At 34.1% G+C, this 26,704-nt stretch carries 23 protein-coding genes; 6 read left to right on the top strand and 17 right to left on the bottom strand.

The annotated features are described in order from the left end of the window. Positions 1–27: 27 nt before the first annotated feature. From C7J89_RS02205 to C7J89_RS02190, 4 genes are read right to left on the bottom strand one after another with little or no spacing between them, the layout of a single operon-like run. A complete protein-coding gene (locus C7J89_RS02205; protein ID WP_103295764.1) occupies positions 28–1,377 on the bottom strand; it encodes an MFS transporter in 1,350 nt (449 codons plus the stop codon). Between the two features lie 34 nt (positions 1,378–1,411). Then, positions 1,412–2,779 carry a flavin monoamine oxidase family protein gene (locus tag C7J89_RS02200; RefSeq protein ID WP_103295765.1) on the bottom strand — a complete coding sequence of 456 codons (1,368 nt, stop codon included), beginning with the start codon at positions 2,777–2,779 and terminating at the stop codon, positions 1,412–1,414. Positions 2,780–2,823: 44 nt separating this feature from the next. After that, positions 2,824–3,708, bottom strand: coding sequence for a 4-hydroxy-tetrahydrodipicolinate synthase (dapA, locus tag C7J89_RS02195; RefSeq protein ID WP_106884382.1), 885 nt, complete (start codon positions 3,706–3,708; stop codon positions 2,824–2,826). 25 nt (positions 3,709–3,733) lie between these two features. Beyond that, positions 3,734–5,224: an aldehyde dehydrogenase family protein gene (locus C7J89_RS02190; protein ID WP_103295345.1), complete on the bottom strand. Its 1,491-nt coding sequence runs from the start codon at positions 5,222–5,224 to the stop codon at positions 3,734–3,736. A gap of 188 nt (positions 5,225–5,412) precedes the next feature. Between C7J89_RS02190 and C7J89_RS02185 the strand changes: the two genes are divergently transcribed. Beyond that, entirely contained in the window at positions 5,413–6,270 is an 858-nt protein-coding gene (locus tag C7J89_RS02185; RefSeq protein ID WP_103295344.1) for a MurR/RpiR family transcriptional regulator, read from the top strand. Positions 6,271–6,315: 45 nt separating this feature from the next. Here the strand turns inward: C7J89_RS02185 and C7J89_RS02180 are convergent, their stop codons facing one another. Continuing rightward, complete coding sequence (locus C7J89_RS02180) at positions 6,316–8,016, bottom strand: ABC-ATPase domain-containing protein (RefSeq protein WP_103295343.1); 1,701 nt, start codon at positions 8,014–8,016, stop codon at positions 6,316–6,318. Between the two features lie 138 nt (positions 8,017–8,154). Between C7J89_RS02180 and C7J89_RS02175 the strand changes: the two genes are divergently transcribed. The 5 genes from C7J89_RS02175 (at position 8,155) to C7J89_RS02155 (ending at position 12,010) form a co-directional block, all read left to right on the top strand. Continuing rightward, complete coding sequence (locus C7J89_RS02175; protein WP_103295342.1) at positions 8,155–9,162, top strand: S66 family peptidase; 1,008 nt, start codon at positions 8,155–8,157, stop codon at positions 9,160–9,162. A gap of 209 nt (positions 9,163–9,371) precedes the next feature. Next, complete coding sequence (locus C7J89_RS02170) at positions 9,372–9,866, top strand: isoprenylcysteine carboxyl methyltransferase family protein (RefSeq protein WP_103295341.1); 495 nt, start codon at positions 9,372–9,374, stop codon at positions 9,864–9,866. Between the two features lie 323 nt (positions 9,867–10,189). Further along, positions 10,190–10,993, top strand: a complete 804-nt coding sequence (locus C7J89_RS02165) for a DUF3100 domain-containing protein (RefSeq protein ID WP_103295340.1) — start codon at positions 10,190–10,192, stop codon at positions 10,991–10,993. Between the two features lie 5 nt (positions 10,994–10,998). Beyond that, entirely contained in the window at positions 10,999–11,451 is a 453-nt protein-coding gene (locus C7J89_RS02160) for a hypothetical protein (RefSeq protein ID WP_103295339.1), read from the top strand. A gap of 67 nt (positions 11,452–11,518) precedes the next feature. Beyond that, positions 11,519–12,010 carry a GNAT family N-acetyltransferase gene (locus C7J89_RS02155; protein WP_103295338.1) on the top strand — a complete coding sequence of 164 codons (492 nt, stop codon included), beginning with the start codon at positions 11,519–11,521 and terminating at the stop codon, positions 12,008–12,010. A 68-nt stretch (positions 12,011–12,078) separates the two neighbouring features. On the opposite strand, the gene C7J89_RS02150 is transcribed toward C7J89_RS02155, so the two are convergent. The 12 genes from C7J89_RS02150 to C7J89_RS02095 all read right to left on the bottom strand — a co-directional run bounded on the left by C7J89_RS02150 (position 12,079) and on the right by C7J89_RS02095 (position 26,420). Then, positions 12,079–12,378 carry a DUF2316 family protein gene (locus tag C7J89_RS02150; RefSeq protein WP_103295337.1) on the bottom strand — a complete coding sequence of 100 codons (300 nt, stop codon included), beginning with the start codon at positions 12,376–12,378 and terminating at the stop codon, positions 12,079–12,081. Between the two features lie 231 nt (positions 12,379–12,609). Next, the gene (locus C7J89_RS02145) at positions 12,610–13,821 is read right to left on the bottom strand and encodes an MFS transporter (RefSeq protein ID WP_103295336.1); all 1,212 of its coding nucleotides are present in this window, start codon (positions 13,819–13,821) and stop codon (positions 12,610–12,612) included. A 99-nt stretch (positions 13,822–13,920) separates the two neighbouring features. Next, entirely contained in the window at positions 13,921–14,469 is a 549-nt protein-coding gene (locus tag C7J89_RS02140) for a TetR/AcrR family transcriptional regulator (RefSeq protein ID WP_103295335.1), read from the bottom strand. A gap of 202 nt (positions 14,470–14,671) precedes the next feature. Further along, a complete protein-coding gene (locus C7J89_RS02135; RefSeq protein WP_103295334.1) occupies positions 14,672–16,096 on the bottom strand; it encodes a sugar porter family MFS transporter in 1,425 nt (474 codons plus the stop codon). 41 nt (positions 16,097–16,137) lie between these two features. Continuing rightward, a complete protein-coding gene (gene araA / locus C7J89_RS02130; RefSeq protein ID WP_103295333.1) occupies positions 16,138–17,559 on the bottom strand; it encodes an L-arabinose isomerase in 1,422 nt (473 codons plus the stop codon). 11 nt (positions 17,560–17,570) lie between these two features. Next, the gene (locus C7J89_RS02125) at positions 17,571–18,266 is read right to left on the bottom strand and encodes an L-ribulose-5-phosphate 4-epimerase (RefSeq protein ID WP_103295332.1); all 696 of its coding nucleotides are present in this window, start codon (positions 18,264–18,266) and stop codon (positions 17,571–17,573) included. Continuing rightward, on the bottom strand, positions 18,235–19,854 hold the full coding sequence (locus C7J89_RS02120) for a xylulokinase (protein ID WP_233432441.1): 1,620 nt from the start codon (positions 19,852–19,854) through the stop codon (positions 18,235–18,237). The genes C7J89_RS02125 and C7J89_RS02120 overlap by 32 nt, the downstream gene beginning before the upstream one ends. A gap of 143 nt (positions 19,855–19,997) precedes the next feature. Next, positions 19,998–21,086 carry a GntR family transcriptional regulator gene (locus tag C7J89_RS02115; protein ID WP_061853998.1) on the bottom strand — a complete coding sequence of 363 codons (1,089 nt, stop codon included), beginning with the start codon at positions 21,084–21,086 and terminating at the stop codon, positions 19,998–20,000. 131 nt (positions 21,087–21,217) lie between these two features. Next, positions 21,218–21,892, bottom strand: coding sequence for an alpha/beta hydrolase (locus tag C7J89_RS02110; protein ID WP_103295331.1), 675 nt, complete (start codon positions 21,890–21,892; stop codon positions 21,218–21,220). A gap of 99 nt (positions 21,893–21,991) precedes the next feature. After that, on the bottom strand, positions 21,992–22,540 hold the full coding sequence (locus C7J89_RS02105; protein WP_103295330.1) for a TetR/AcrR family transcriptional regulator: 549 nt from the start codon (positions 22,538–22,540) through the stop codon (positions 21,992–21,994). 264 nt (positions 22,541–22,804) lie between these two features. Further along, positions 22,805–23,737, bottom strand: a complete 933-nt coding sequence (locus C7J89_RS02100) for a glycine betaine ABC transporter substrate-binding protein (protein WP_103295329.1) — start codon at positions 23,735–23,737, stop codon at positions 22,805–22,807. 22 nt (positions 23,738–23,759) lie between these two features. Further along, positions 23,760–26,420: an MMPL family transporter gene (locus C7J89_RS02095; protein ID WP_103295328.1), complete on the bottom strand. Its 2,661-nt coding sequence runs from the start codon at positions 26,418–26,420 to the stop codon at positions 23,760–23,762. Between the last annotated feature and the right edge of the window lie 284 nt (positions 26,421–26,704).

The following is a 26,704-nucleotide window of genomic DNA, read 5'->3' as shown; positions in this document are numbered from 1 at the left end:
ATTGAAAATACGAATTGAGCTCATAATTTAATTTATTTCGGGTTTAATTACTGTTGCTGAACTGGCATCATCGAGACCTTTATTTTTGGTTTCTGGTGCCATAAATATTGATATGACAAAGCCGATAAATAGTAATCCTGATGAAATATACATCGTTGTACTTAATCCATAGTTAGACAGTATAACTGGAAAGAAGAATGTACTGATCGCTGATGCGATACGGCTTACGGTAGTTGTAAATCCACCACCTGTACCTCTAAAATGTGTCGGATATAGTTCATAGGGATAAATCCATTGGTGACTACTCATGCCAGTGTTAAAGATACCGTAAATAACAAAGAGTAATAGTATTATCCAAAATGGCGGATTATTGCCTGATACTACTCCTAATACGAATAGGGCAATAGTCGTGATTAAAAATGGCCACAATAGTGTCGGTCTTCTGCCAATTTTTTCTACAAAATATAATGCTGGGAAGGCTCCGATTAAATAAAATAAGTTAATAATTGCAGAACCTAAATATTCTTGTGAACCGCCTTTCAAACTAAATTCAGACAGTATTTCAGGTATATATGTACCTATTGCAAAAGTTGTCATGACTTGTACTGACCAAAATATTGAAATAAATAGTGTTCTTTTACCGTAACCATTTCTAAAAATATCTAATAAATTAGGTTTTTGTTCTGAATGTTCATTTTGGCTAACTTGGACATGGTCGCCAAACACACTTTGTACGATGTCTTCGGCTTTTTGTTTTTTGCCATGCTTTAACAACCAATGTGGTGATTCTGGCATATTCAAACGTGCGAATAATAATACGACCACAGGTACTGCACCACTAGCTAGCATCCATCTCCAACTTGTTGCGTTGCCAATTGGAATAAGTAAATAGCCAACAATAAATGATACGGCGTAACCGATAAACCAGAATGCATTGATACCACCTAACAATGCACCACGATTTTTTTTCGGCGCAAATTCACTCATTAGTGAACCTGCGATAGGATAATCCATACCTAGCGTGACACCGATTAATATTCTTAAGATGATTAATTGTATTGGATCCGTCACGAAAAACTGAGATATCGTAAATACACCGAGTAGCAACATGTCGATGATAAACATTTTCTTCCTGCCTATAAGGTCGGTAAAGTAACCACCGACTAATCCACCAAAAACCATACCAAGTAACGTCCCCATACCTAGAAGACCTACAGTAGTGACGGACATATTAATATCTTTTTGCATTATCGAGAGTGCTATAGCAATGATACCGAGCGCATAGCCATCTACGAATGAACTACCACTACAATATGCAAATATTTTCATGTGAAATCTACAAAATGGAACATCTTCCATCGCTTTTGTCTTTTCCATTAAATCTTGCCTCCCAAAATATACAGAATGTTAATTACAGTATTTGCTGTATATCATTTTGATAGAACGCTAATAAACTGTTAATGTCTTGTGCAGCTGTGAAACCTGTTTGTATAGCTGTTTCTGTATAAAATGTACCTAAGTAGTCTCCTGCTAAATATAAACGACCTTCGGGTTCTGTCAATATAGGTTGAATGTCGGCACGACCTGGATAAACATAAGCTGAACCATATGGAAACTTCTGCACATGTGCCTCGACTACAATATTTCTAAAACCTGGGAACATTTCTTCAATATCATCTAAATATAGCTCTAAAATTTCTTCCTCAGATTTGTCTAATAATGCGCGACCTCTATTAGCCGGCGAGAATGTCATAAAGCTACTACCTTGATGACGTTGACTGTGCATACTGTGCGTTAAATTCGAATTATGAATCAAAATATCAAATGACTTTTTCGGCGTCGCGAAGGCATAAACATCGTCCCACACCTGTTTTTCTGTTTCGTTCGTCAAAAAGGAAGCGCTTACATGAGGGCCGTACTTAATTTGACTGAGCGCATCATTTAAACGTGGGCTCAAATTTTTTGTTACTTTTCGCGTAATAGGTGCTGGTGTCGCCATAATGATATAACGTGCAATTTCAGTATATGTTTTGCCGTCTTTTTCATATTTCACGCTAACAAAATCGTCATTATTTACGACCTCTAAAACATGCGCATTAAGCTCAACGCTGTCTTTAATACGACTAGCTATCGTATTTGTTAAAGTCGATGGACCACCTACAATGTTACGTGTTAAACCATCTTCCTTACTCCAAATCATGTCAAAATATGCCACGCCTGCGCCTGCAGAAATTTGTTCTGGCTCGCCAGTTGAACGGCTTACAGTAGGTCTAAAGATAGCATCTGCATCTTCTGGCAATTTTCCTGTAAAATCAGAAAATGTTCTGTTATTCATAAAGTTAAAGATACGTTGTTGTTGTGTACAGTAATCTTCATGCGCACGTCTTTTAGCTATTTTGCTATATTTTAAAACTGCGCCTCTCACTTTTGCTCCAGCAATCAACATAGAAATACGATCTTTCCAAGACATAGAAACTCTAAAAGGATACAGCTCAACATGACCATCTAACAACAATTTGCCATTTAATTGCATCGCTGAAAGTTTTCCCGGAACTGGTAGTGCTTTTACGCCTACTGATTTTAATAATTCATCTGTCGCTGAACCTTTGCCGGCGTAAACGTGGCCACCCCAGTTCATCCAATAGTTACCACGACGTTCAGACATCACTCGTCCGCCTACTCGATCTTCGGATTCTAGTAGTAAAATATCATGGTCTTTTAAACGCCACGCCGCTGATAATCCTGCTAATCCTCCGCCTACAATAATCACGTCTTTCATATATAAGCACCTTCTTCATTTACTATTTTTCTCTGCTACATCTTTTAGTTAAGTGATTCTAATAACTGTGCAATTTTTTGCTCATATTCTTTAGAAGGAGACGTTAATGGTTCGCGACAAGTTGTTGTGTCAAAAATACCTAACGCTTTCAAGCCTGCTTTGACAGTACCTGGGATTACATCTTCTTCTATAATGTTAAATAATGGTAATAATTGTTTATTAATTTCTATCGCTTGTTGAATATCATTGTTTTTCACTAATTCATATATTTTGGCTACTTTATCAGGTACTAAATTTGGTGCGATTCCAATAGCACCTTCGCCACCGATTGCTAATGTAGGTAAAAATAGATCTTCATAACCATTAAGCAAGGCAAACGTATCGTCCTCTTTAACTAATTCTAATAATTTAGAAGTGTGAATACCGTCGGCAGTATTTTTAATACCTACCACTTGATCTAATTTACTAATTTCAGCTAAAACTTCTGGAGATAATTCAATACCAGTAGCTTCAGGATAATGATAAATAACAAGACCAATATTAGTATTATCAGCAATAGCTTGGTAATATGCTAAAATACCTTCATCACTCGTTGGCATATAGTATGGATGTAGTACTAATGAAAAATCTGCACCTACTTCTTCAGCATATTGCGTTAACTGAATCGCATCGGCTGTACGGTGACACCCTGTACCTGCCATTACATGTACACGGCCATTAACTTTTTCCGTAACGAATTTAATGATTTCCTTACGTTCTTGAAATGACATTAACGAATACTCGCCACCACTACCGCCGACTAGTACGCCGTGAATACCACCGCTAATCACGTGTTCGATTAATTTTTCATAACTCGCATAATCAATATCTCCATTATTATTCATTGGTGTTGGTAAAGCTGCTATCATTCCGTATGGTTTTTTATTCATAATTAAGTCCCTCGCTTTTTTATTTTTAGTCAATATTAATCATGACGCTTTTCACTTCAGTGTAGCTTTGAATACCATATTCGCCGCCCATTTCTCTACCTATACCGGATTGTTTATATCCACCAAATGGCATTGTTTCAAGTTCTTGACCTACCGTGTTAATCCATACTGTTCCAGCTTTTAATTTATTTGAAATATAATGACCCGTTTTGATGTTTTGAGTCCACACACTTGAAGCAAGTCCGTATTCACTATCGTTAGCTCTATTAATAACTTCATCGACTTCATCGAATACAAATACTGCCATGACCGGACCGAATATTTCTTCTCGTGCAATTGTCATATCATCTTCTACATCTACAAAAATTGTAGGTTCTACATAATAGCCAGCGTCATGTACTTTATTACCACCACATAGAAGTTTGGCGCCTTCTTGTTTACCTTTATCGATATACTCGAGTACACGTTGTTGTTGTCTTTCTGAAATTAATGGTCCCATGTCTGAATTTGGATCCATACTTGGTCCTACTTGTACGGTAGCCGCACGTGCTTTAAGTTTCTCAATAACATCGTCATAAATATCTCTTTGAACGTAAACTCTCGTACATGCACTACAATTTTGACCGTGATTATACATTGTACCGTTATATACGCCTTCGATAGTTTCATCTAAATCTGCATCATTTAATACAATCGCAGGTGATTTACCGCCTAATTCAAGCGTGACATTTTTAATTTGTTCAGCGGCATTTTTCATTACTCCTGTACCAACGGCAGTTGAACCGGTAAATGCAAGTTTGTCTACATCAGTATGATTTGTTAGTGCTTCACCAACAGTACGTCCTGGGCCTGGTATAATATTTACTACACCATCAGGGAATCCTGCTTCTTTGAATAATTGTGCTGCATAAAGAAGAGATAAAGGTGTTTCCATTGCCGGTTTAATCACAATCGTACAACCTACAGCTAAGGCAGCGCCCAATTTCCATGACGCCATTAGTAATGGGAAATTCCATGGAATAATTTGTCCCACCACGCCGATAGGTTCATGTAACGTATATGCAACCAAATCATTAGAAATCTGTGTTGTTTTACCAGAAATTTGAGTTGCAAATCCTGCATAATATTCAAATTGCTGAATTGTACCATCGATATCATCTGCTAAGGCAGTTTCATAAACTTTACCGCTATCGATAGATTCAAGTTCTGCAAGTTCTTCTCTATGTTCTTTAAGTAATCTCGCAAATTCATACAAAATGTTTGAACGTTCTTGCGCAGGCATTTGTGTCCATTCACCATTATCAAACGCATTACGGGCAGCTTGGACCGCCAAATTAACATCATTTTCATTCGCTTCACTTGCTATAGCAATTTGCTTACCCGTTGATGGATCTAGCACGTCGAAGGAAGTATTACTAGAAGCTGTTTGATATTGTCCATTAATGTATAGCGGTATTTCTTTATCTAAAAATTCCTGAACTTTCGGTCTAAGTTTTGAAAATTCAAAATTTTTCATGTGTGAATCCCCCTTAATTGAAATTATCAAAAGCTTAGAACCATTTTGAACAAATGTAAACCCTTACATTTAAAAACGGAACTTTTTTGTTCTTTTGTGATTTAAATTGAGCACAAACTTGTTTTAATTATCCTATATAAACTGGTATCATGGTTTTAAACTATTAACGGAAACGGAGTTCTGTTGTAATGGGAATGCCCTTAAAAAATAAATTATTAAATAATAAAAAGCAGTTGCCTAAAAAGCAACAAAAGCTGTGCGACTATATTTTGAAAAATTTTGAACATCTTGGATTAATTACAATTAAAGAATTATCACACAAGGCTGATGTCGGTATCTCTACAGTCATGCGCACTATTCATGCATTAGACTATGAAAATTTCAACGATTTTCGCCGAGATATTTATAATGAAGCCTTACCGAATGAAACTAAATTCACATTACAAACGGCATTTATCGAAAATGAACAACAACATTCCGACCCTTTAACATCTGTTTGGGACAAAAGCGTTCAATTACTCAACCATTCTTTAAAAAATGAACTTGTAAGTAACTTTAACCTAGCAATCGACTATATAGAAAATGCTGCAAGCGTTAGTATTCTCGGCACTAGACCATATAAAGCAACAGCGCTATATCTAGAACAATTACTGAATGAGTTTTATTTTAATATTCATCAATTAAGTCATGATTTAGATGCAATGTTTGATAAAATCATCAAACTCACACCAAAAGATGTACTTGTTGTTTTTGCCTTTGAACCTTATACAAATTCAGTGATTAACGCCGTAAAAGAAGCTAACAGATTAAATATCCCTATTATTCTTATTACGGATTACGATTCGTCTCCATTACTCGAATATGCCACTGTCACATTAAAAGTTGCTGTGCAAAAAAATCATTTTACCGTTCTGCCTATCATCGCATTAATTGATGCAATGATTCTTAAAATTGGTAATGATTTTTCAAAATCCACGGTCGAAAATCTAAAACAACTTGAGGACGCACTCGACCGCAATAATGTGACTTATCGGGATGAAAACTAACAAAAAAGCTAAGACATGTTACATGTCTTGGCTTTTTCCTATTTATTAACCTTTCACCTTCAACCCTCTATAACGATTTAACGCTGCACAAAACTCTTGTTTTCTAGGCAGCGCTAAATTACCAGGATGTCCACTATGAGGCGAAATCGCATCTAGTCCTTCTTTACCGATGAAATCATATAATTTATCTGCAGCTTGATTTACAGTATCTCGTTCATTTAAAAGATGTTGTTGGTAATAATCAATCATCATTGCCAGACACTCAGTTTGGCTCGTATCTACAAGTTGTTCTAATCCTGTGATATCGATAGATTCCTTGCCATATAAAATGTGAAATTGACCCTTAACCTTAAATCGAGCATCTTTACCTTTTTTATTAAAACTTGATTTCAGAGGTATTCTTGCTGGTAATTCTCCAAAGTGATTTTGTGAAATATTTTCACGTTCGTATCCCGTTGATTGTGCTATATCTTTAGCATTTTTTGTCACATCTTTTAATACATATTCATCCATCATCAATATTTGATCTGCAACTTCGAAATAATCGCCTGAGCCACCAACAATCAATATCGTAGATACATGATAATCGTCATATAACGGTTTCACCTTACTAGCAAATGGTGTTATAGGTTCTTTTTCAGGTGCAATTAATTGTTGCATGCGCCCATCTCGAATCATAAAATTCGTAGCAGAAGTGTCTTCATCAATTAAGAGTAGTGATGTATTTGCTTCCAATGCTTCCATCACATTAGCTGCTTGTGACGTACTGCCACTCGCATTTTCAGTAGAAAATTGTCTAGTGTCTTTATTTCCCGGTAAATTATTAATAAAAGGTCTAATATTAACTTTTTCAATATTCCTACCGTCTTCTGCCCTAATTTTTGTTGCATCATTACGTGTAATAACATACTCACGACCATCACCGGCTATATGATTATAAACGCCACGTTCTAATGCTTGTAACAATGTCGATTTCCCATGAAAACCGCCACCGACTATGAGCGTAATTCCTTCCGGCACACCCATACCTGTTATCGTTTTACCGCTAGGCAAATTCAACGTAATTTCCATATTTTGAGGGCTTGTAAAAGCTACGGCACCTTGCATCACTTTATCCGAAACACCACTTTTACGCGGTAGAACGGAGTCATTAGCAACAAAAGCTACTAAATTTTGCTGCTCTAGTGCTTGTCTAATATATACTTGATCTAACATTAAAGTAACTTGTTTTTTAAGAGACTGACTATCAATATTGTTATATAGTAAGCTTTGGTCGACAATAGTAGGGATCATATGTGTTATGACGTGAGCAGCTGCCTTACCTAATATTTTTCTTCCAGCTGCAGGTAAACCTACTTCAAGACGTACTTCTATATCTTGTTCATTAATTACTACTGAACTGCGCGTTAAAATTTCTTGACCACAACTATCAATAAAAATTTTAGCCGGCTTACCATTGTCCGCTTTAATAACATTTTGAATACCTTCTTTAACATTTCGTGTTAAGAAATCCGCCACGGCTGTCACTTTGTCTCGGGTATCTAATAGATTATTTGGAATGCCGGTAGTCTGACGGCTTATTAAAATCCTCATCTTACTAGGTGGTGCGAAAGGATCAACTTGCACATGATCTATGGCTAAGCGAAATTGCTCAAACTGATACATGCCTTTAACACGTTTATAGGCACCATATTTCTGTCCATCTAATGAAACCAACAATTTGTTTAAATCAGTACCTTTTTCCACTGTAAAACTCCTTTTATGTTTAACTTCTTTTTTCACTTACCCGTTCATCTGATTTATCAAAACTTTTATCTATTTATGACAATTAAATAAACTCATATATGTTAGTATAAATACAATTAAATTTTATGAGGTGATTTTATGATACGCTATCCAATCTTAAAAAATAATGCTGTCATAGGTGTCACTGCACCATCTTCAGGGTTACCAAAACAGTTACATCACTTTACTGACGAAATTAAAAATAGATTTAATGGTTATCATGAAGTGGTGTTTGGCGCTACTACTTATACCCAATACAAAGGAAAATCAGCAGATGCAGTTACACGTGCCAAAGAATTTAATCAATTTATGCTTGATGACGAAATCGATGCCGTTATTCCGCCATTCGGTGGCGAACTTGCTTTAGAAATGATAGATAAAATTAACTTCGCACAATTAGAACCTAAATGGCTAATAGGTTATTCAGACATAAGTTTAGTGTCGCTCGCTATTACTTTAACGACAGGCATAGCCACTGCTCACGGTACGAATATTGTTGATTTACGTGGACAATATAGTGATAATACAACACAAAAGTGGCACGAAGTTTTACAAACATCTCAAAATGATTCGGTGGTTCAATACGCATCACAACACTTCCAAAGTGCTTGGCCAGATAAACCAACAGATTATATTTTTAATTTCGACACACCGACAGAATGGAAATCTATTAATAATGAACCTGTCACTATTGAAGGCAGAATGTTAGGCGGTTGTATCGACGTTATTCATCATCTTATCGGTACGCCCTACGGCAACCTAAGTAATTTTAGGCACCAATATATCAATAATGAACCGATTATTTGGTACTTTGAAAATTGCGATGCGGAACCTACATCGTTAAGGAGAATGTTAGTGCAAATGAAACTCGCAGGCTGGTTTGATCATTGCAATGGGATCGTTTTTGGTAGAACTGCTATGAGCTATGAAACATACGATTACAATATTGTAGACGTCTATGAAGATATTGCGAACGATTTAAATATCCCTATTATTTATGATATAGATTGCGGTCATTTACCGCCGCAAATCACTTTTGTTAACGGCTCTTACGGTACTATCGAATACGCTAACGGCAAAGGTAAAGTGATTCAAGCATTTATTTAGCATTGCTTTGGTCATGTAGCTTAACATGTTGAAAAAATTTTTGTTAAAAAGTTAATAGTTAATAAATATTTAATAGAAATTGGTGTCATAACCTCTTAAAATAACTTTATAAATGTACTTCAAAGCCTTTTATGGTAGTTAAAACTGCAATTAAGACTTCTAAGTACATTCACACATCTACGAACAACACTTGGAGGACAAAAGACAACATGACTTTTACGATTTTACTGTTATTTTTTATTGTGCGGTTATACAGCTTGAAAATTTCAATAAACCACACACAACAATTAATCCAAAAAGGTGCCAAAGAATACGGGGCACAAAATTCAAAGTATCTCGCACTAAACCATATATTAATTTATGTAGGTGCAGCAGTCGAAGCACTGATTAACAAAGACGCTTTTAGCCTGTTTAATGGTCTTGGATTAGTATTACTGATTGCAGGATACGCCGTCCTATTTCATGTGATTAAAGCTTTAGGTTCTATCTGGACACTTAAATTATTTATTTTACCAGAGCATCCTATCGTAAAATCTGGTCTCTACAAAATAACAAAACACCCTAACTATTATTTAAATATTGTACCTAAGCTTATCGGTGTATTGTTGCTCACACATGCAACATACACAAGCGTATTGCTTATACCATATGCTTACTTCTTACACACTAGAATCGTACAAGAAGAAAAGATGATGAATTTATAAAATAAAACTAGCACGAGTCTGGACATATGTCTCCAGACTCTTTTTTATATTGGTAGTAAATGACTGAATTAAGAAAACGCTTGTATCAAACTCTTTCAACGCTAGTCCTCATTGTCGGGACGGGGCTACAAAATGTTCTTATAAAACAAGAATTTTGTCCCATTTCTTTTTTAGTATTTATAATTTTAATACACGTTAATTGATGAAATTTACATAGTTTAATTACACAGTTATAAAATCCACCCTTTTAATTTTGGTAAGTCATCGTTAAAATAAACATATTATAATTTGAATTTTCAGATTTTTAAAAGGGAGGTCTTTCTATGGAAAATGAAAATAAATTGTGGAAAGATTGGCGGCTACATCTATTAGTTTTAATTATTATGGTTATTTCTGAGGTCATTGGGGCTCATAAAATACCATTAGGCTTCTCTTCTATCTTATTGTTACCAGTAGTTTACGCTGTTTTACTAGGTTTAATCGCATATTTTACACCACTGGTAAAACGAAAACAGGCTAAAAACTCTGAACCTTTAGTTTTCATATCTGTCGCACTATTAATTGCTAAATTTGGTGTCGAGGCTGGACCTGCCTTACCGAAAATTATCTCTGCGGGACCCGCGCTTATTTTACAAGAAATAGGAAATCTTGGAACTATCTTAATTTCTTTGCCATTGGCTGTTTTATTAGGTTTAAGAAGAGAATCAATCGGCATGACACATTCTATCGGACGCGAACCCAACCTGGCATTAATAACAGAAAAATTTGGTATTAGTTCTCCAGAATGGCGTGGTGTTATGTCTATGTATATATTTGGCACGATTTTTGGGGCAATCTTTTTCAGTATTTTTGCTGGCTTAATTATATCGATACTTCCATTAAGTCCTTTAGCTTATGCAATGGCAACTGGTGTCGGCAGTGGCGTAATGACAGCTGCAGCTTTAGGACCATTAGTAGAAATGTATCCGCACCAATCAAGTACGATAACAGCATTTTCAGGCGTTAGTAATTTACTGACTTCGGTGACGGGACTCTATATGGGTATACTGGTTGCTCTGCCTCTAACTCAAAAATACTACGCAGGCTTTATGAAAGTGAAAAGTAAATTTAGTAAAAATAAGGAGTGATTAACATGTCTTCTAAAGTAATAAATTGGATTCTTACATTATGTGTAGTGGGCTTTATCGCACTACTTAGTAACTTTATTGGCTATAATACATCAATGCTTGAAGGCTTACCTGGTATAATTGTGCTCATGTTAATCGCTTTGGTTGGATTAATTTTAAGTAATGTTATTCCATTAAATATTCCAAGTATTGCTTATATAGGCGTGATCGGCTTAATCATTACGATTCCTGGCTTTCCTGGTTCAACACATATTGTTCATTGGACCGAAAAAGTTGATCTAATGTCACTAGCAACACCCGTAGTAGCATATGCAGGTGTGTCTATAGGAAATTCTTGGGTCGACTTCGCTAAATTAGGTTGGAAAACAATTATTGTAGGTATGGTAGTTTTAATAAGTACATACATAGGTTCTGCAGTAGTAGCGGAAATAGTTTTACGTATTCAAGGGCTTGTATAAATAACAAAGGAAAAGTAACGTTATAGTTACTTTTCCTTTGTTATGATATTAAAGGTGGTATCTCATTATGTTAGAAAGTAAAAGACTCATATTACATAAACCTGATTTGTCATTTAATGCGCCGTTGTATGACATACACTCGAATAGACAGGCTACGCAATATACACCTAAAAGAAGGCACACAGATATTACAGAAACGAATAAAATGCTAAAAGATTGGATAAATCATTGGCATAAATATGGCTTTAGTTATTTTGTTATTGTTGAGAAAAATAGTAATAAAGTAATTGGTAGCGGAGGTGCAGAAAAAATGACATTTGCACACAAAACATACTTTAATTTATATTATCGACTCCACCCTCAATTTACCGGCCAAGGTTATGCAACCGAAGCCATACAAACAGTTATCGATTGGTTAGTCGAATTAGATACTACTATGCCTTTTGTTATTAGAACTGATAAAAATAATGTTCCATCGATTAATCTTGCCACTCGTTTAGGCTTTTATAGAGATCCTAATTTCGAAGACACGAATGATTTATTCTTTTTTAACAACTAACTCTCATAATTTAAATAAAGAAGACCGCTTACCGTCTTCTTTATTATAAAATATTAATGAAAATTTACTTATTGTAAAAACCAGTAGTCTTCTTTTTCACCTTGCAAATAAGTATAACCACTAGGAATTTCTCCGTGATTTCTAATATCATTATCGATTGCATCACGTACGTCCCACACTAAATGAATAAATGTTTGTAATTTATCGGCAAAAAAGCCATTTGATGCATCCATGTTTAATACCTTTTCTACCTGCTTAACAGATATATTCAATTGATGGGCTAAATCTTCTTCCGTAAGTGAAGATTGTTCAAAATGCGCAATCAATTCTTCACTTGTAATACGTCTTTGTTCTTTATCTAAAGTCATGATATTAACCCTCTTCCTTTTTTAAAATCACAATTTGTGATAACCATTAGTGTTAATACTTATTTAAAATCGATTTGTCACCTATGCACCGTCTATATATCAATGACTGATAATATGTTACATACAATATAACATTTTTCACATATGTTGTGCGTATTCAATTTTAACTTTTTAGATTAACTCTAAAAAATACCAATTACCCCTTCAATTTCAGGTAATTGGTACTTATTTTTAATAATTGAATTCTTGTTCAATAACCTCTTTGTTTTCTCGTTGCATTTTAGTATATTGTTGTCCTTTTACTATTTTACTTGGTGTCACTTCTACTTTTGGATACATAGTCAATGCAACTAATCCTACTATGCCATAGACCATAAATGTCACCGCATAGTTCAAGTTATCTATTAAAGTTCCAGCTACCATTGAACCTAAAACCTGTCCAACAGCCAACATTAAAAATGGGATTCCGATACCTAAAGAAGCATTTTTCACAAATATTTTTACACCCCATACAAGTAATACACCAGTTAAAAAGATATAGCTTGCGCCGAAGAGTGATGAAGCAATAAAAGGAATTAACCATATTTTAGAAGTAAACACTAATAAAATTGAAGCTAAAGATAACAGTGTAACGCCTAATATATAAGCAAAACGTAATCCTCGCTTATCGATAATGCTTCCTGAAATGCCGCCTATTACACCTAAGGCACCTATTAAAATCCAAAATATTGATAATGCAGTATTTGAATAATGACCAGTATGCTCAATAAATGATTTAGAAAACGTCCAAAATGGCGCTGTTGAAAATCCTAATACTGTTGATGCAATAATTATTTTTTTACTATTATTAATATCTCTAATATTTAATGATCCTGTTTCGATTTTAATATCTTTATTTAATGCCGGAATGGCATAAAAATTCCAAATCAAGACGATTAAAGCGATAACACTATAAATTAGATATGTCATTCTCCAGTCTAGAAAGATAATCATTGCGGTAAGCCCAGTAAACATTAAACCAAAGCTAGTACCCGAATTAATCCACGTATTCGCCTTACCTTGTTCAGGCCATTTAATCCACAATGAAATGGTATAACCATATGGTGGTGATACTAAACCAGTGCTAGCACCAGCAAATATTACACCGAGCGACAACATTAAGCCATTCGGTGCAGTGCTAATCAATATTAATCCAATTAATACACTTAAGCCAGACAACATAATCATATTTTTAGGCCCAATTTTATTCGTACGTAAAGTAGAATATACAATTGTAAAACAATAAGATAGATAGAATAACGAAGATATTAGGCCTGAGCTCGAGGCACTTAAATGCATATCACGTGAAATGTTCGGTAAAAACAAACCAAAACTAAAACGCCCTAAGCCATACGTAGTTGCTATCATAGCAATGCCCGGTAAAACTAATTTAGAGAATTTCATTTTCTTATATACTTCCTTTTGTATAGAACGTTCATTCTATTTTATAGTAAAATGATACGAGATTGAATATTAGTCAATCTCGTGCTTTGTGACACTATTTTAACTCGCTTCATCAATAAAAAGATTCGCTACATATAATGCATGTTTCGTTGCTTCCTCCACTCCGATTAACGTCGTCATAGAAGTAGTACCTTCCATTAACATCGTATAGCGAATAGCCATATCATGACCATTTTTAAATCCTGAAGTATTGGCTAGATTTTCTAAATAGTTGAGCAAACGCTGCTTATGCCCCCTAGCAATAGATTCAATTTGATTATCAGCATCAGTATAATCCTCTATAGCACGCATAAACAAATCACCCGTATAAGAGTAATCATTCAACCATTTACAATGACCATTAACGGCAGCAATAAATGGTTCAGATGAATGTTGTTTTACATTTTCATCCAAATAAGACCAATACCGTTGCTCACGTTGTTTTAAAACCTCTTCAATCAATTGCTCTTTAGAGTCAAAATGATTGTACAACGTCATCGTAGCAACATTAGCCTCTTTAATTATTTGTTTCAAACCTACGCCATTAAAGCCATTTTCATAAAATAACCTTTCAGCGACTTCTAATAAATCATCTTTTTTCTTAGACATAAGACCCACTCATCCAACTAGAATAATCGTTCTATCTAAAAGTAACATATTTCATTTTAAGCTGTCAAAATGATGGTTATACTTCATTCAAAATTTTATATGGTAAGTAGAAATTATTTAATATTGTTAGTAGTCTGAAATTTGTCAATAAACTTAAAAACAAAAATCCACCTATTATCTTTCTAAATAGGTGGATTTCATTTTATTTTAATTGTGACATTTCTTTTCTATCGATGGTATTCACTTTATCTTTAGCTTTTCCTTTTAACTCCCCTAGTTTTTCAATTTCTTCTAAAGTTCTACCTTTAGATTCTGGCAAGCATATCTTCACAAATAAGACGCCAATCAAACAAATGATTCCGAAAATTGCGAATACTAATTGTTGAGAAAAATATGCGGTCATTACTGGGAATAACAGTCCTACTAAAAATGAACCTATCCAATTTAGCGATGATGCTGCGCCAGAGGCTAATCCTCGAATAGCTAACGGGAATATTTCACCAACAATAACCCAAGTCAACGGTGCCCATGTAAATGAATAAAATGCTACATAAATACTTAAAAATACAACGATTAAAATTGGGTTAGTAGATGGTGCAAAAATATGGATGATGGCAGGTAATATAAACGATAACCCCATCACAAACCCACCAATCATAAGCAGTGTTCTTCTTTTAAACTTATCAGCAATTGCTATAAACAATAATGATCCTAATACTAATATTATCCCTTGAATAATTGGCCACATTAAAGCTGAACTTGCAGTTTTACCAGTGGCTTGTTCTACAATTAATGGAATGTAATAAAATATTGCATTTGCACCCTGAAATTGTTGAAAGGCTGCTACGCCTAACCCTGCAACTACTAAATATTTGTATTTTCCATTAAATAAGGTTGCAAGTGAATGATTTGTTAAAGTTTTATTCTCTAGTTGGATTGTATTTTTAATTTCATTGTATTCTTTTTCAACGTCTTGGTTATTTCTAATATGTGTTAATACTGTTTTAGCTTCTTCAAATTTCCCTTTTTTAATTAAAAATCGTGGTGATTCAGGTAATTTTAATACACCTAGATATAAAATCAATGCTGGTATAGCTGCAATACTCAGCATTAATCTCCAACCAATTTCTATAGGTAATTCTCTAAGAAAATAATCAACTATATATGAAATGAGCATTCCAGACACTATCATAGTTTGATTTATTCCGGATAACTGACCTCGATACTTTGCAGGAGCCATTTCTGACATATAAGCCGGCACTAACGCAGAAGAAGCACCAACAGCAATTCCTAATATTACTCTTGATATAATTAAAAAGTAGTTACCATCGTGAGGTGCTATTCCTGATAAAATTGAACCTACAACAAATATAATAGCCGAAATTAATATCATCTTTCTACGACCTAATTTGTCCGATACTCTGCCTGCTAAAATCCCTCCAAAAATTGCACCTAACATAACTGAAGATGTAATCAATCCAATTATCATTCCATTATCTATGTTCCAATCTTCTTTCAAAAATGGTAGTGCGCCAGTCATAACCCCTATATCATAACCGAAAAGAATTCCGCCAAATGCTCCAAAGAAATAGATAAAACGATTCGAAACTTTACTATTTAATTTCATCCCAACCACCCTTTATATTTAATCCCAATATTTAAATGGAATTATTGAATTAATTCATATTCAGCGTTAAATAATTTAAATAATGACGTAATTTGAGGGATTGTTAATTCTAATGAAAGTACAGAATGGTGACCACCTCCTGCTTCTATCCATCTTCTAATACCTTGTTCAAACGACGGTTTGACATCCCATAAAATTCGAGCTACTGGTAAATTTGGTGCCTCTTCATCTACAGTTTTGGCATTGATTTCATTAACAATAAATTTATAATGTGTACCTAAATCTATCATCGTTACCATTACACCTTCACCCTGCTTACCATCAAAGACAAGTCTTGCTGGGTCATCTTTTCCACCTATACCTAAAGGATTAACTACAATTTTAGGCTTTGTACTAGCTAAGGTTGGGTCTACTTCTAACATGTGGGAACCTAAAACATGTTTGTAAGCTTCTCTCATATCATATGTGTAATCTTCTATAAAACCTGTAGCTTTATTTTGTGTTGTGATTTTCAACAAACGATCTAAGGCAGCCGTCTTCCAATCACCTTCACCAGCAAAACCATAACCCTGTTCATTTAACCTTTGTACTGCTAAACCAGGAAGTTGTTTCATACCATGTAAGTCTTCGAAGTTAGTAGTGAATGCAGTGTAACCACCGTCATCTAAAAATTGTTTTATAGCTATTTCATATTTAATTTGTTCTATAACTGACTTTTCAAATTCCTCTTTACTGTAATCTCTATAGTCAAAATCATAAGCCTCTTTATAATTTTCAAATAACTCATTAACTTCTTTTTCTGAAACTTTATTTATATATTCAACTAAATCCCCAATACCGAAATAATCTACAGTCCAACCAAATTTAATTTGTGCTTCTATCTTATCCCCTTCAGTTACTGCAACATTACGCATGTTATCTCCGAATCTGGCTACTTTTAAGTCAAAACTTTCATAATAAGTATTAGCAACATGCATCCATTCATTTATTCTTAGTTGAACTGCTGTATCTTGCCAATGACCAAAGACAACTTCATTATTTTTATTCAAACGTCTATTAATAAAGCCGTATTCTCTATCACCATGAGCTGACTGATGTAAGTTCATATAATCCATATCAATATCAGCCCATGGAATTTCTTTATTAAACTGAGTTGCTAAATGTAATAATGGCTTTTGTAATAATTGCGTCCCTCTAATCCAAGTTTTTGCCGGAGAAAAAGTATGCATCCAAGTAATTACTCCAACTACATCATCTCTATAATTAGCTTCTTTCATTATGTTTTTAATAACATCTGCAGATATAGCTAACTTTTCTTGCAATTTGATTTCAAAATCTAAATCAGCAGTATTATTCAATGTTTCTACAATCGTTTCAGCATTATGTTTTACTTGCGCTAATGCCTCATCCCCATATAGTTCTTGTGATCCGACTACAAACCAGAATATTTTTGACTTCTTCATTATAATTCCTCCTATTTTTGACCATAATAAGCATTTACGCCATGTTTTCTTTGATAGTGTTTATCTAAAATCGATTGCGGTAACGTTTCAGCAAAGGGATTTAATTGCCTAGTGAAAATATTCATTTTGCATACTTCTTCTAAAACTACAGCGTTCATAACCGCATTTTCACAATCTTTTCCCCAGACAAATGGAGCATGACCGTGTAATAAAACAGCCGGTATTTCCCAATGGTTTAAACCTCTTTTTTCAAAAGTTTCTATAATAACATTTCCTGTTTCATACTCGTAATCTTTATTTATCTCTTCGTTATTTAAAAACCTGGCACATGGAATCGAACCATAAAATGTGTCAGCATGTGTGGTTCCCATAGCCGGTACATCAAGTCCTGATTGTGACCAAGTGGTTGCCCATGGTGAATGTGTATGAACTATGCTCCCAATATCATTGAATTTTTTATATAAAGCTGCATGTGTAGGCATATCAGATGATGGTTTAAGCGTCCCTTCAACTACTTCACAATTTAAATTACAGACAACCATATCGTCGGGAGACATACTGTCGTAATCTACACCGCTAGGTTTAATCACGAAAAGTTGTTGTTCTGAATCAAATGCACTCGCATTGCCCCATGTATACTTAATAAGTCCCCTTTGGGGTAACTCTAAATTAGCCTTATAAACTTCTTGCTTCAGTTGCTCTAGCATTTTTATCATCTCCTAAATAGTAATTAGCATCCCTTTCAATCTGTAATCCGCGCTTCATTCTATTTAAATAATTTTGGAAATTTTGCACTTCTTTTTCATTTGGTTCAATTGTTACTTCATTTGAATTTATAAATACTTTTTCATTTAGAAATTGTTCTAAAGTTATTTGTTCATCTAATGCAGCATAATAGCCTAATATACTAATCCCCCAAGCACCACCTTCACTAGCTGTATCCATTACTGTAATTTTTTCTTGAAGGGCTGAAGATAATACTTGTTGCGCAATATTTTTAGTTTTAAAAATCCCACCATGCGCTATTAGTTTTGATAAATTAATATTTTCATTTTCTTGCAGTAAATCAATGCCTATTTTCAATGTGCTAAATGCACTATATAGATGCATTTTCATAAAGTTAGCTAGGTTAAAATTATTATTTGGCAACCTAATAAACAGTGGGTGCCCTACATCTACATCAGTTATATTCTCTCCAGAAATATAGTTGTATGATAAAAGTCCCCCTAAATCATCATCACTGGAAAGCGTTGCTTCGAATATTTGTCCGTACATCTCTTCAGATGAAAAACTAATGCCCATTGATTCTAATACTTCGGAAAACAAATTCATCCAATCGTTTATTTCTGATGTACAGTTATTCACATGAATCATAGCTACTTCTTTACCATCTGGAGTTGTAACAACATCAACTTCAGGATAATAATCTTGCAATTTATTATTTAAAACTATCATTGCAAATGCGCTAGTACCTGCTGATATATTGCCAGTGTTGGCTGTAATTGAATTTGTTGCTACCATACCTGTAGCGGCATCACCCTCTGGCGGACATAATATGCACCCAGGCTCAAGTTTTCCTGTTGGATCTAATAATTTTGCGCCAATTTCAGTTAAATAACCAGCGAATTCACCTGCTAATTTCACTTGTGGTAATATACTTTCAATCGAGTTACTAAAACCTTGTGTTGCAAATAACGCTTGTGCTTCACTCAATAAATCTTGTCTGTAATTATTAGTACTTATATCTATAGGAAACATGCCTGAAGCATCACCTAAACCTATTACTTTTTCACCAGTTAAATACCAGTGTATATATCCAGATAAAGTAGTAATAAATTCAACTTGTGCTATATGTGATTCTTTATTTAAAATTGCTTGATAAATATGCGCAATACTCCACCTTTCTGGAATATTGAAATTAAATATATTAGTTAATTTTTTAGCGGCTTCTTTTGTATTACCGTTGCGCCACGTTCTAAATGGCACTAGTAGATCATCATTATTATCAAATGCCAAATAGCCGTGCATCATAGCACTAATACCAATAGAATTAACTTTAGTTAATGTAACACCCGTTTTATCAAATAAGTTTTGTGCCATAGCACTATAACTTTGTTGTAGACCTACCCAAATATCATTAGCGGAATATGTCCAAAAACCATCTACAAATTTATTTTCCCATTGAAAACTACCAGAAGCTCTTACATTAAGTTTTTTATCAATAGCAATTGTTTTTATTCTTGTAGAACCCAACTCAATACCTATTGATAATTCTTCGCTATTTAAATTATTCAATTTTATACCTCCTAGGAAACCGCTTACATGTACAATATAATATTTGTCCGTATAAGTCAATTAATATATTATAGTAATACGTACAAATATAAAATGTAATAAAAAAAGAACCTTTTATAAAGGTCCTTTAATAGCTTATTTTCTTAAATGATTTTTAAGTCTTTGACTGAACTTCTCTCGATTATATATGTATCAATTAATTCAGACTTTAGTACTTTCTCTTGCTCAATAGCTTCAATTATTAAATTAGCAGCTTTAGTACCTAATAGTTCTTGAGGATGGGCAGTAGTCGTCAAATTTAATTCCTTTAACCTGCTCAAAATCGAATTATCTTCACCAACTATTGAAATGTCTTGAGGTATTTTTATGTTGCATTGCCTCAATTGATGAATAATGTCATATGCTATCTCATCGTTGTAGCATACTAATGCCGAGACACTGATGTCTCTATTACTAATATGCTCAACTATTTGTTCTATAACTTTTGGGCGACTTTCAGTGTTGTACGTATAAATATATTCGCCTTTAAATAATTTGTCACTTTGTTCAAAGGCATTAAAATAACCTTTCATTCTTAATTTACCTTGATTATCATCAATTTTTGTAATTAAAGCAATTTTTTCATGGCCTTGATCAATAAGGTATTGCGTGGCTAAATACCCTGATTTAACATCATCAATAGCTATATAAGGCAAATTTAATTCTTCGTAATTTGCATTTATCATTAAAATTGGAATGTCTCTTTGTTTAAATAATGGGTAGTAAGATAAATTAGGATTATAAACATTACTTTTTGTGGGTTCGACAATAAGACCTGATACGCCTTGATTTAGCATCATTTCTAGACATTGCTTTTCATCTTCGTGATTATTATTTGTACTTGCTAATATTAGTGAGTATCCTTGCTTTTTTAGTTCTTTTTCGATACCTCTAATAATGTTAGGAAATATATATTCAGATAAATATGTAACAATCACACCAATTTTCTTCAGACTTTTGTCTTGGTTACTACTTAAGTATTTATTACTGACATAAGATCCAGAACCCTTTTTCTTTTTAATATAACCTTCAGAAACTAGTAAATCCATGGCCTGTCTTATTGTATACCTACTTAAGTTATATCTATCTTGAAATTGTTTTTCTGTAGGTAAGAGCATTCCAATATGATAATTTTTATTTATAATCTTTTCTTTAATTTCATCTGCTACAATCTGGTATTTTGGCTTATCCATTATTGAAAATCTCCCCTAAAATCGTCACTTTTACTAATAAATTTATTATATCATACGCATAATTCGTTCACTCAGTTAAACTTTATTCATTACAATTAAAAATTGTATTCAATAGTTTTCATCATATAATCCTACCCTCTTATCCACTCTATCAAATATGGGAATACTGGGTGTGACGGGTTTACGCACTCCATATGAGGCAGGTCGTTGAAGATAAATAAATCAATGTTAGCGTGTTTAAATTTGCGCGCAAAATCGTAAGTGTTTTCAACGAGTACTCGATCGTCGTTATTACCGTGTACAATGAGTGTGGGTGCTGTTAGGTTAGACTTTTCAATCGGTGACGCTTGTTGCATCAGTGCTTTATCGTCGCCGAAATATTCTTTAGCAGCGTTTTGGCCTAAGCCTTCGTCATATGTGAAAGGCACATCTGTAACTGGCGCTAAAGCGATGACGCGGTCGACGGCTGCTTCATTTAATAACGCGAGTTGACCACCCACAGAATGCCCAATTAAAATTATTTCTTGGTTGCCTTTGTAAAAATCTGACTGCTTAAATTTAGTTAACGACGCACTAACGTCTTCATTAGGTGTTGGCCATCCATGTTCGCCTCGGCGATACTCTATCGTTACGACATTAAATCCTTTAGAATCTAACTTATCAAACAAATCCTTAATGTTCTCTTTAGAATGTTTTTGACGCCAATAGCCCCCATGCACGAGTATGAGCCATTTATCACTCTTGTCATCATTAGCACATACTTCAAAAAATTGTTCTTCAGCATCACCATAATATACTCTTTCCATTGTTTGCCACCCCATTTAAAATTTATCTCCATGTCACTAACTACAACTCCTAAAAAATGCTGACCATCAGCAGCTATCCTTCGTCCTTCGAAAACTCCATTATAATGGCCCTATCGTACTTTTAAAGAAGTGATACAATTCTTTTGCGTCATCGTCGTAATTATTATCGACCCAGTTTTTTAATACTTCTATTAATCCGGCACTCATAAAGTCACACAACATTTCAGGATAATCAGATTCTCGAATTTTCATTGCTAATTCGTCACTTTTCACAGCTGATTCATCAAACATTAATTTACTGTGTACTTTAATAAGTTCTTGATAAATATCCCCTGACTTAGCTGAAGTAAATAGATGACGAAATACTTTTTTGTTGGCTTCAAAATATGAGACAAAGTCTTCGACAAACGAATCTGTATCTATTTCATTCATGCGTGACTTTAATGTATAACCAATGTACTGTGCAAGATAGTACAATAAGTCATATTTGTCTTCGAAATAACGGTAGAAAGTACTACGATTAATTTCCGCTTCTTCGCAAATTTGTTGGACTGTTATAACATCAAAATAATTAGTATATAGCAATTGGTATGTCACATGGACAATATGTTGAACAGTTCTTTTTTGAACTGGTGATTGTGGTTGCATAATGCTCTCTCCTCAAACTTAAAAATGCTTTACAAGATATATTTAGACGTAGCTTATCACAAGCAAACATAAGTTAACAAAATGTACCCTCATAAATTTTAAATTTTTTATGATACATAACATTAAATTTCACACTTTTTTCACATATAAAAATTCCCTGCTCGCAACATGAGAAATATCACTTTCTACTATGCTACGAACAGGGAAATAATGTGTGAATATCTATATTATTAAATAACTCCTAATCCACCTTATGCTTTAACCTTAGTTGCCAACATCTTGTTTCCAATCATCAACTTTACTGTCATGATCGTCTACATAATCTTTAGCCGTTTGTTCAGGATTTTTATTGTCGACGAATATTTTCTTAGCTAGTTTTTCTTCGTCTTTCTTACTCCAATCATCGGCAATACGTGTTGCTATTTTATAAGCGCCTGGATGACTTTGTTTAAATTCTTTGTTAAACACTAAATCAATATGTTGGTCTTGTTTACCATAGACTTTGTCTGGATCATCTAACATTTTGAAATCTAGTTCTTTATTAATCCAACTTGGATCCATAGCTGTAAACACTATAGGTTTTTGTTGTTTATAAGCCCCTTGAATTTTCTTGAATTGATCCTGGTCTGAAGATTTATTGAGACTATATTTCTCTAAATCATTGTCTCCAATTTCATCTTTAGTTTGTTTCATTACACCGTTACGTTTATCTGTACCTTGGATTGTCCAATCCACTGATTTTCCGAAATCTTTATCCTTTAAGTCACGGATTGAGCTAACGTCTTGTTCATATTTAGGTACAGCTAGTCCAACTTTTACATTACTAATTAAATGGTGTTGATCATAGACCGTAATTTTATTTTTAAATTTGTTGTAATATTTTTTATCTGTAGATGGGAATATGCCATCTGCATGAAATTGGTCTTTATCTTCAGAAACTGAAGCATAGAGTGGTCCACTTGATTGGACTGGTGTTGTAATAACGTTATAGCCAGCTTTCTTCAGGACTTCAGCAATTACTAATGAACGTGCTGTTGAGTTATCTGAAGCAATATATGGGATTTCAACATCTTTATCACCTAATGATGTTTTCTTACTATCCGACGAGCTACCGCCATTACCACAAGCGCTTAGCACTAGGGCTAAGGCTAATGTGGCTATAAGGCCAAACGTTTTCATTAAACGTCGCTTAATCATTCATCGCTTCCTCCTTTTACAATTATTCTATATCTCCATAACCGTTATTTGTGTGTTCATTTTTATATTTGTCATATACCGCTTTATTATTAACACGTGCATATAACATTAAAGCATTGTAGACAATATCTTGATCTGAAGTTTCTTTAGCCAATGCTTCATATAAAGCTGTTGTTTTTTCGATTTTATCTTTGTTCATATCTTCATGTGGTTCATGATTTGCATATTGAGAATAGTCTTGGTTTTCTTGCTGAGTTTGCTCATGACCACTACCTTCTTGAGTGTATAACGTTTCATAATCAATATCTTCGTCTTGTTGCGGTTGTTGCGCACCAAAGTAACTTGTAGGTGCTTGATGCGTAAACGTATTACGACCATCATTACTGAAATGATTAGTTTGTTCATTGTCACTGCCCATATATGAAGGTTTTTGACTATCTGCATATGGTCTGTTTTGTGAATCAACATCATTATATTCGTCGTATTCACTAGCATATGCTGTTGTTTGTTGTTGACTGTCTTCTGCACCTTCTTCTAAGGCTTTGCCCTCGATATCGATTTGAGGCATAATGCCATCTAACCATTTAGGTAAATACCATGAAGCTTTACCAAACAACTTAGTTAGGGCTGGAATAATTGTCATACGAACGATAAATGCATCGAATAACACACCGAAACCTAAGGCGATACCTATAGATTTAATTGTTGCATCGTCTTGGAAGACGAATGAAATAAACACACTGAACATAATTAACGCGGCAGCTACGATAACTGGACCACTTTGTTTTATACCTACGAGTATCGCATGATCATTATCACCAGTCTTACTATATTCTTCATGAACACGTGTCATTAAGAAGAGTTCATAGTCTATAGCGAGACCGAAGAGTATACCTATTACAATTACTGGTAGGAAGGCAAGCACAGGACCAGTTGTATCTACACCAAAGAGATTACTTAAGAATCCATCTTGCATAACTAGCGTTGTAAATCCTAACGTTGCGGCAAGTGATAGTACGAAACCTAACACTGCTTTTAACGGAACAAGAATTGAACGGAAAACAAATGCTAGCAATATGAAAGCAATTGCTACGATAACGCCAGCAAATACTGGAATCGCATTATTTAGTTTTTCTGACATATCAATGTTGATCACACTTTGACCTGATATTTCAGTATCTAAATCATATTTTTCTTTGGCTTGACTGTTGTAATCACGCAGTTCATAAGTTAAATCTTGTGTAGATTTAGCATTTGGACCTTCTTCAGGAATAATTGAAAGTAACGCATAATGGTTATTATCATTCAATTGAGCTTTGTTCACTTTATCTACATGATCTAAATCTTTAATGTCATTGCGAATATTGTCTAAGTCATTTTGAATGTCTTTTTTACTACCATCATCTTTAGTATTCACTAACATAACAAGTTGACCATTATAACCTTGTCCAAAGTTATCAGAGATCATTTTATATGCTTTATGTTGAGGTGAATCTAAAGGTTTCAAGCTGTCATCAGGCATACCTAAACGCATGTGAGTTACTGGTAGCAGTGCTAATATTAAAATAACTAGACCGATAAGTGTTGCGATAATAGGCTTGCCAACGATAAATCTACCCCAAGGGCTACTTTCTGAATTTTTAGCTTTAGGCTGTTGTTTATCTCTTTTAGTAGTTAGTTTAATACGTTTATGGAAAATGCTAATTAACGCTGGTAGCAATGTTAACGCTGCTAGAACGGCGAATAACACACTAATTGCAGAAGCGAATCCCATAACTGCTAAGAAATCTATACCTACGAGAGATAAGCCACAAACGGCTACCATTACTGTGATTCCGGCAAAGATAACTGCACTACCTGCAGTACCTACCGCTAAACCGATTGCTTCTATTGGATCTTTACCTTTTTTCGCAATTTCTTTATATCTAAAGAGAATGAATAGCGAGTAATCAATACCAACGGCAAGTCCAATCATAATCGATAGCGTTAAAGTAACGTTTGGAATATCAAAGACTAATGTTAATAATCCGATAAGTCCTACGCTTGTGCCTAAACCAATTAGAGCACTAACTATAGGCATACCTGCTGCAATGATTGAACCAAATGTAATTAACAATATGATAAATGCTGCAATAATACCAACAAGTTCTGAAGTACCACCCGGTTCAGAACCCATACCCATTTGGTCAGTTTTTTCAACGTGAATATTATGATCATCTGTCACATCTTTAACTTCTCTGTCGATGATTTTTTTAGATTGATCTTTCATACCTGTTTGCGGTACTACATAGTTAATTTCCGCAATTGCAGTATTTTTATCTTTATTAACTTGACCACTATCATAAGGGTTAGAAACGTTTTGGATGTAATCATCATCTTGTTTAATATTATCTAACGCTTTTTCAATATCTTTCTTCGTATCTTTCTTTGTTATGCCATTGTCTTTATCTGAATGGAAGACAATCCGCATCGATGCTTTTTGGCTATCTTGATGAAATTCTTTGCTAATTTTGTCATTAGTATCTAATGATTTAAGACCATTCATTGTAATGTCGTCGTCAAATTTCGGTGAATTAACTGCTAGCATACCTACAATAATTGCAAGTAAGATAATCCATGAAAAAAGAGCCGTCCATTTATGTTTAGCAATGAATGAACCCATTCTGTACAGTAGTTTTGCCAAAACATTCCCTCCTATTTTATTTTAAATTTAAATCATATTACATTTACCCTTTTTTAAACACTTAAAGTATTTTCTGTTTAAAAAATACATTTTCCACTTTACGCTCTTCTTCATATTGTGAACACCATTAGATTTTTCTATATGTCGAAAAATGCAACACATTTAAATTTTTGTTGCCCATTTTATGGTAAATGAGATGAAAATTTCATAATCAAAATAGCCTATAAAATTCGCTAAGTTTTAATTAACCAAAGATTTATATATTAAAATGCTACATTTACTAT

This window comes from Staphylococcus kloosii, from assembly GCF_003019255.1.
In the GTDB taxonomy this organism is placed as follows: Bacteria; Bacillota; Bacilli; order Staphylococcales; family Staphylococcaceae; genus Staphylococcus; species Staphylococcus kloosii.
Note: the sequence above shows the minus strand (reverse complement) of the source record. Positions and strands in the feature narration are given on the sequence as shown.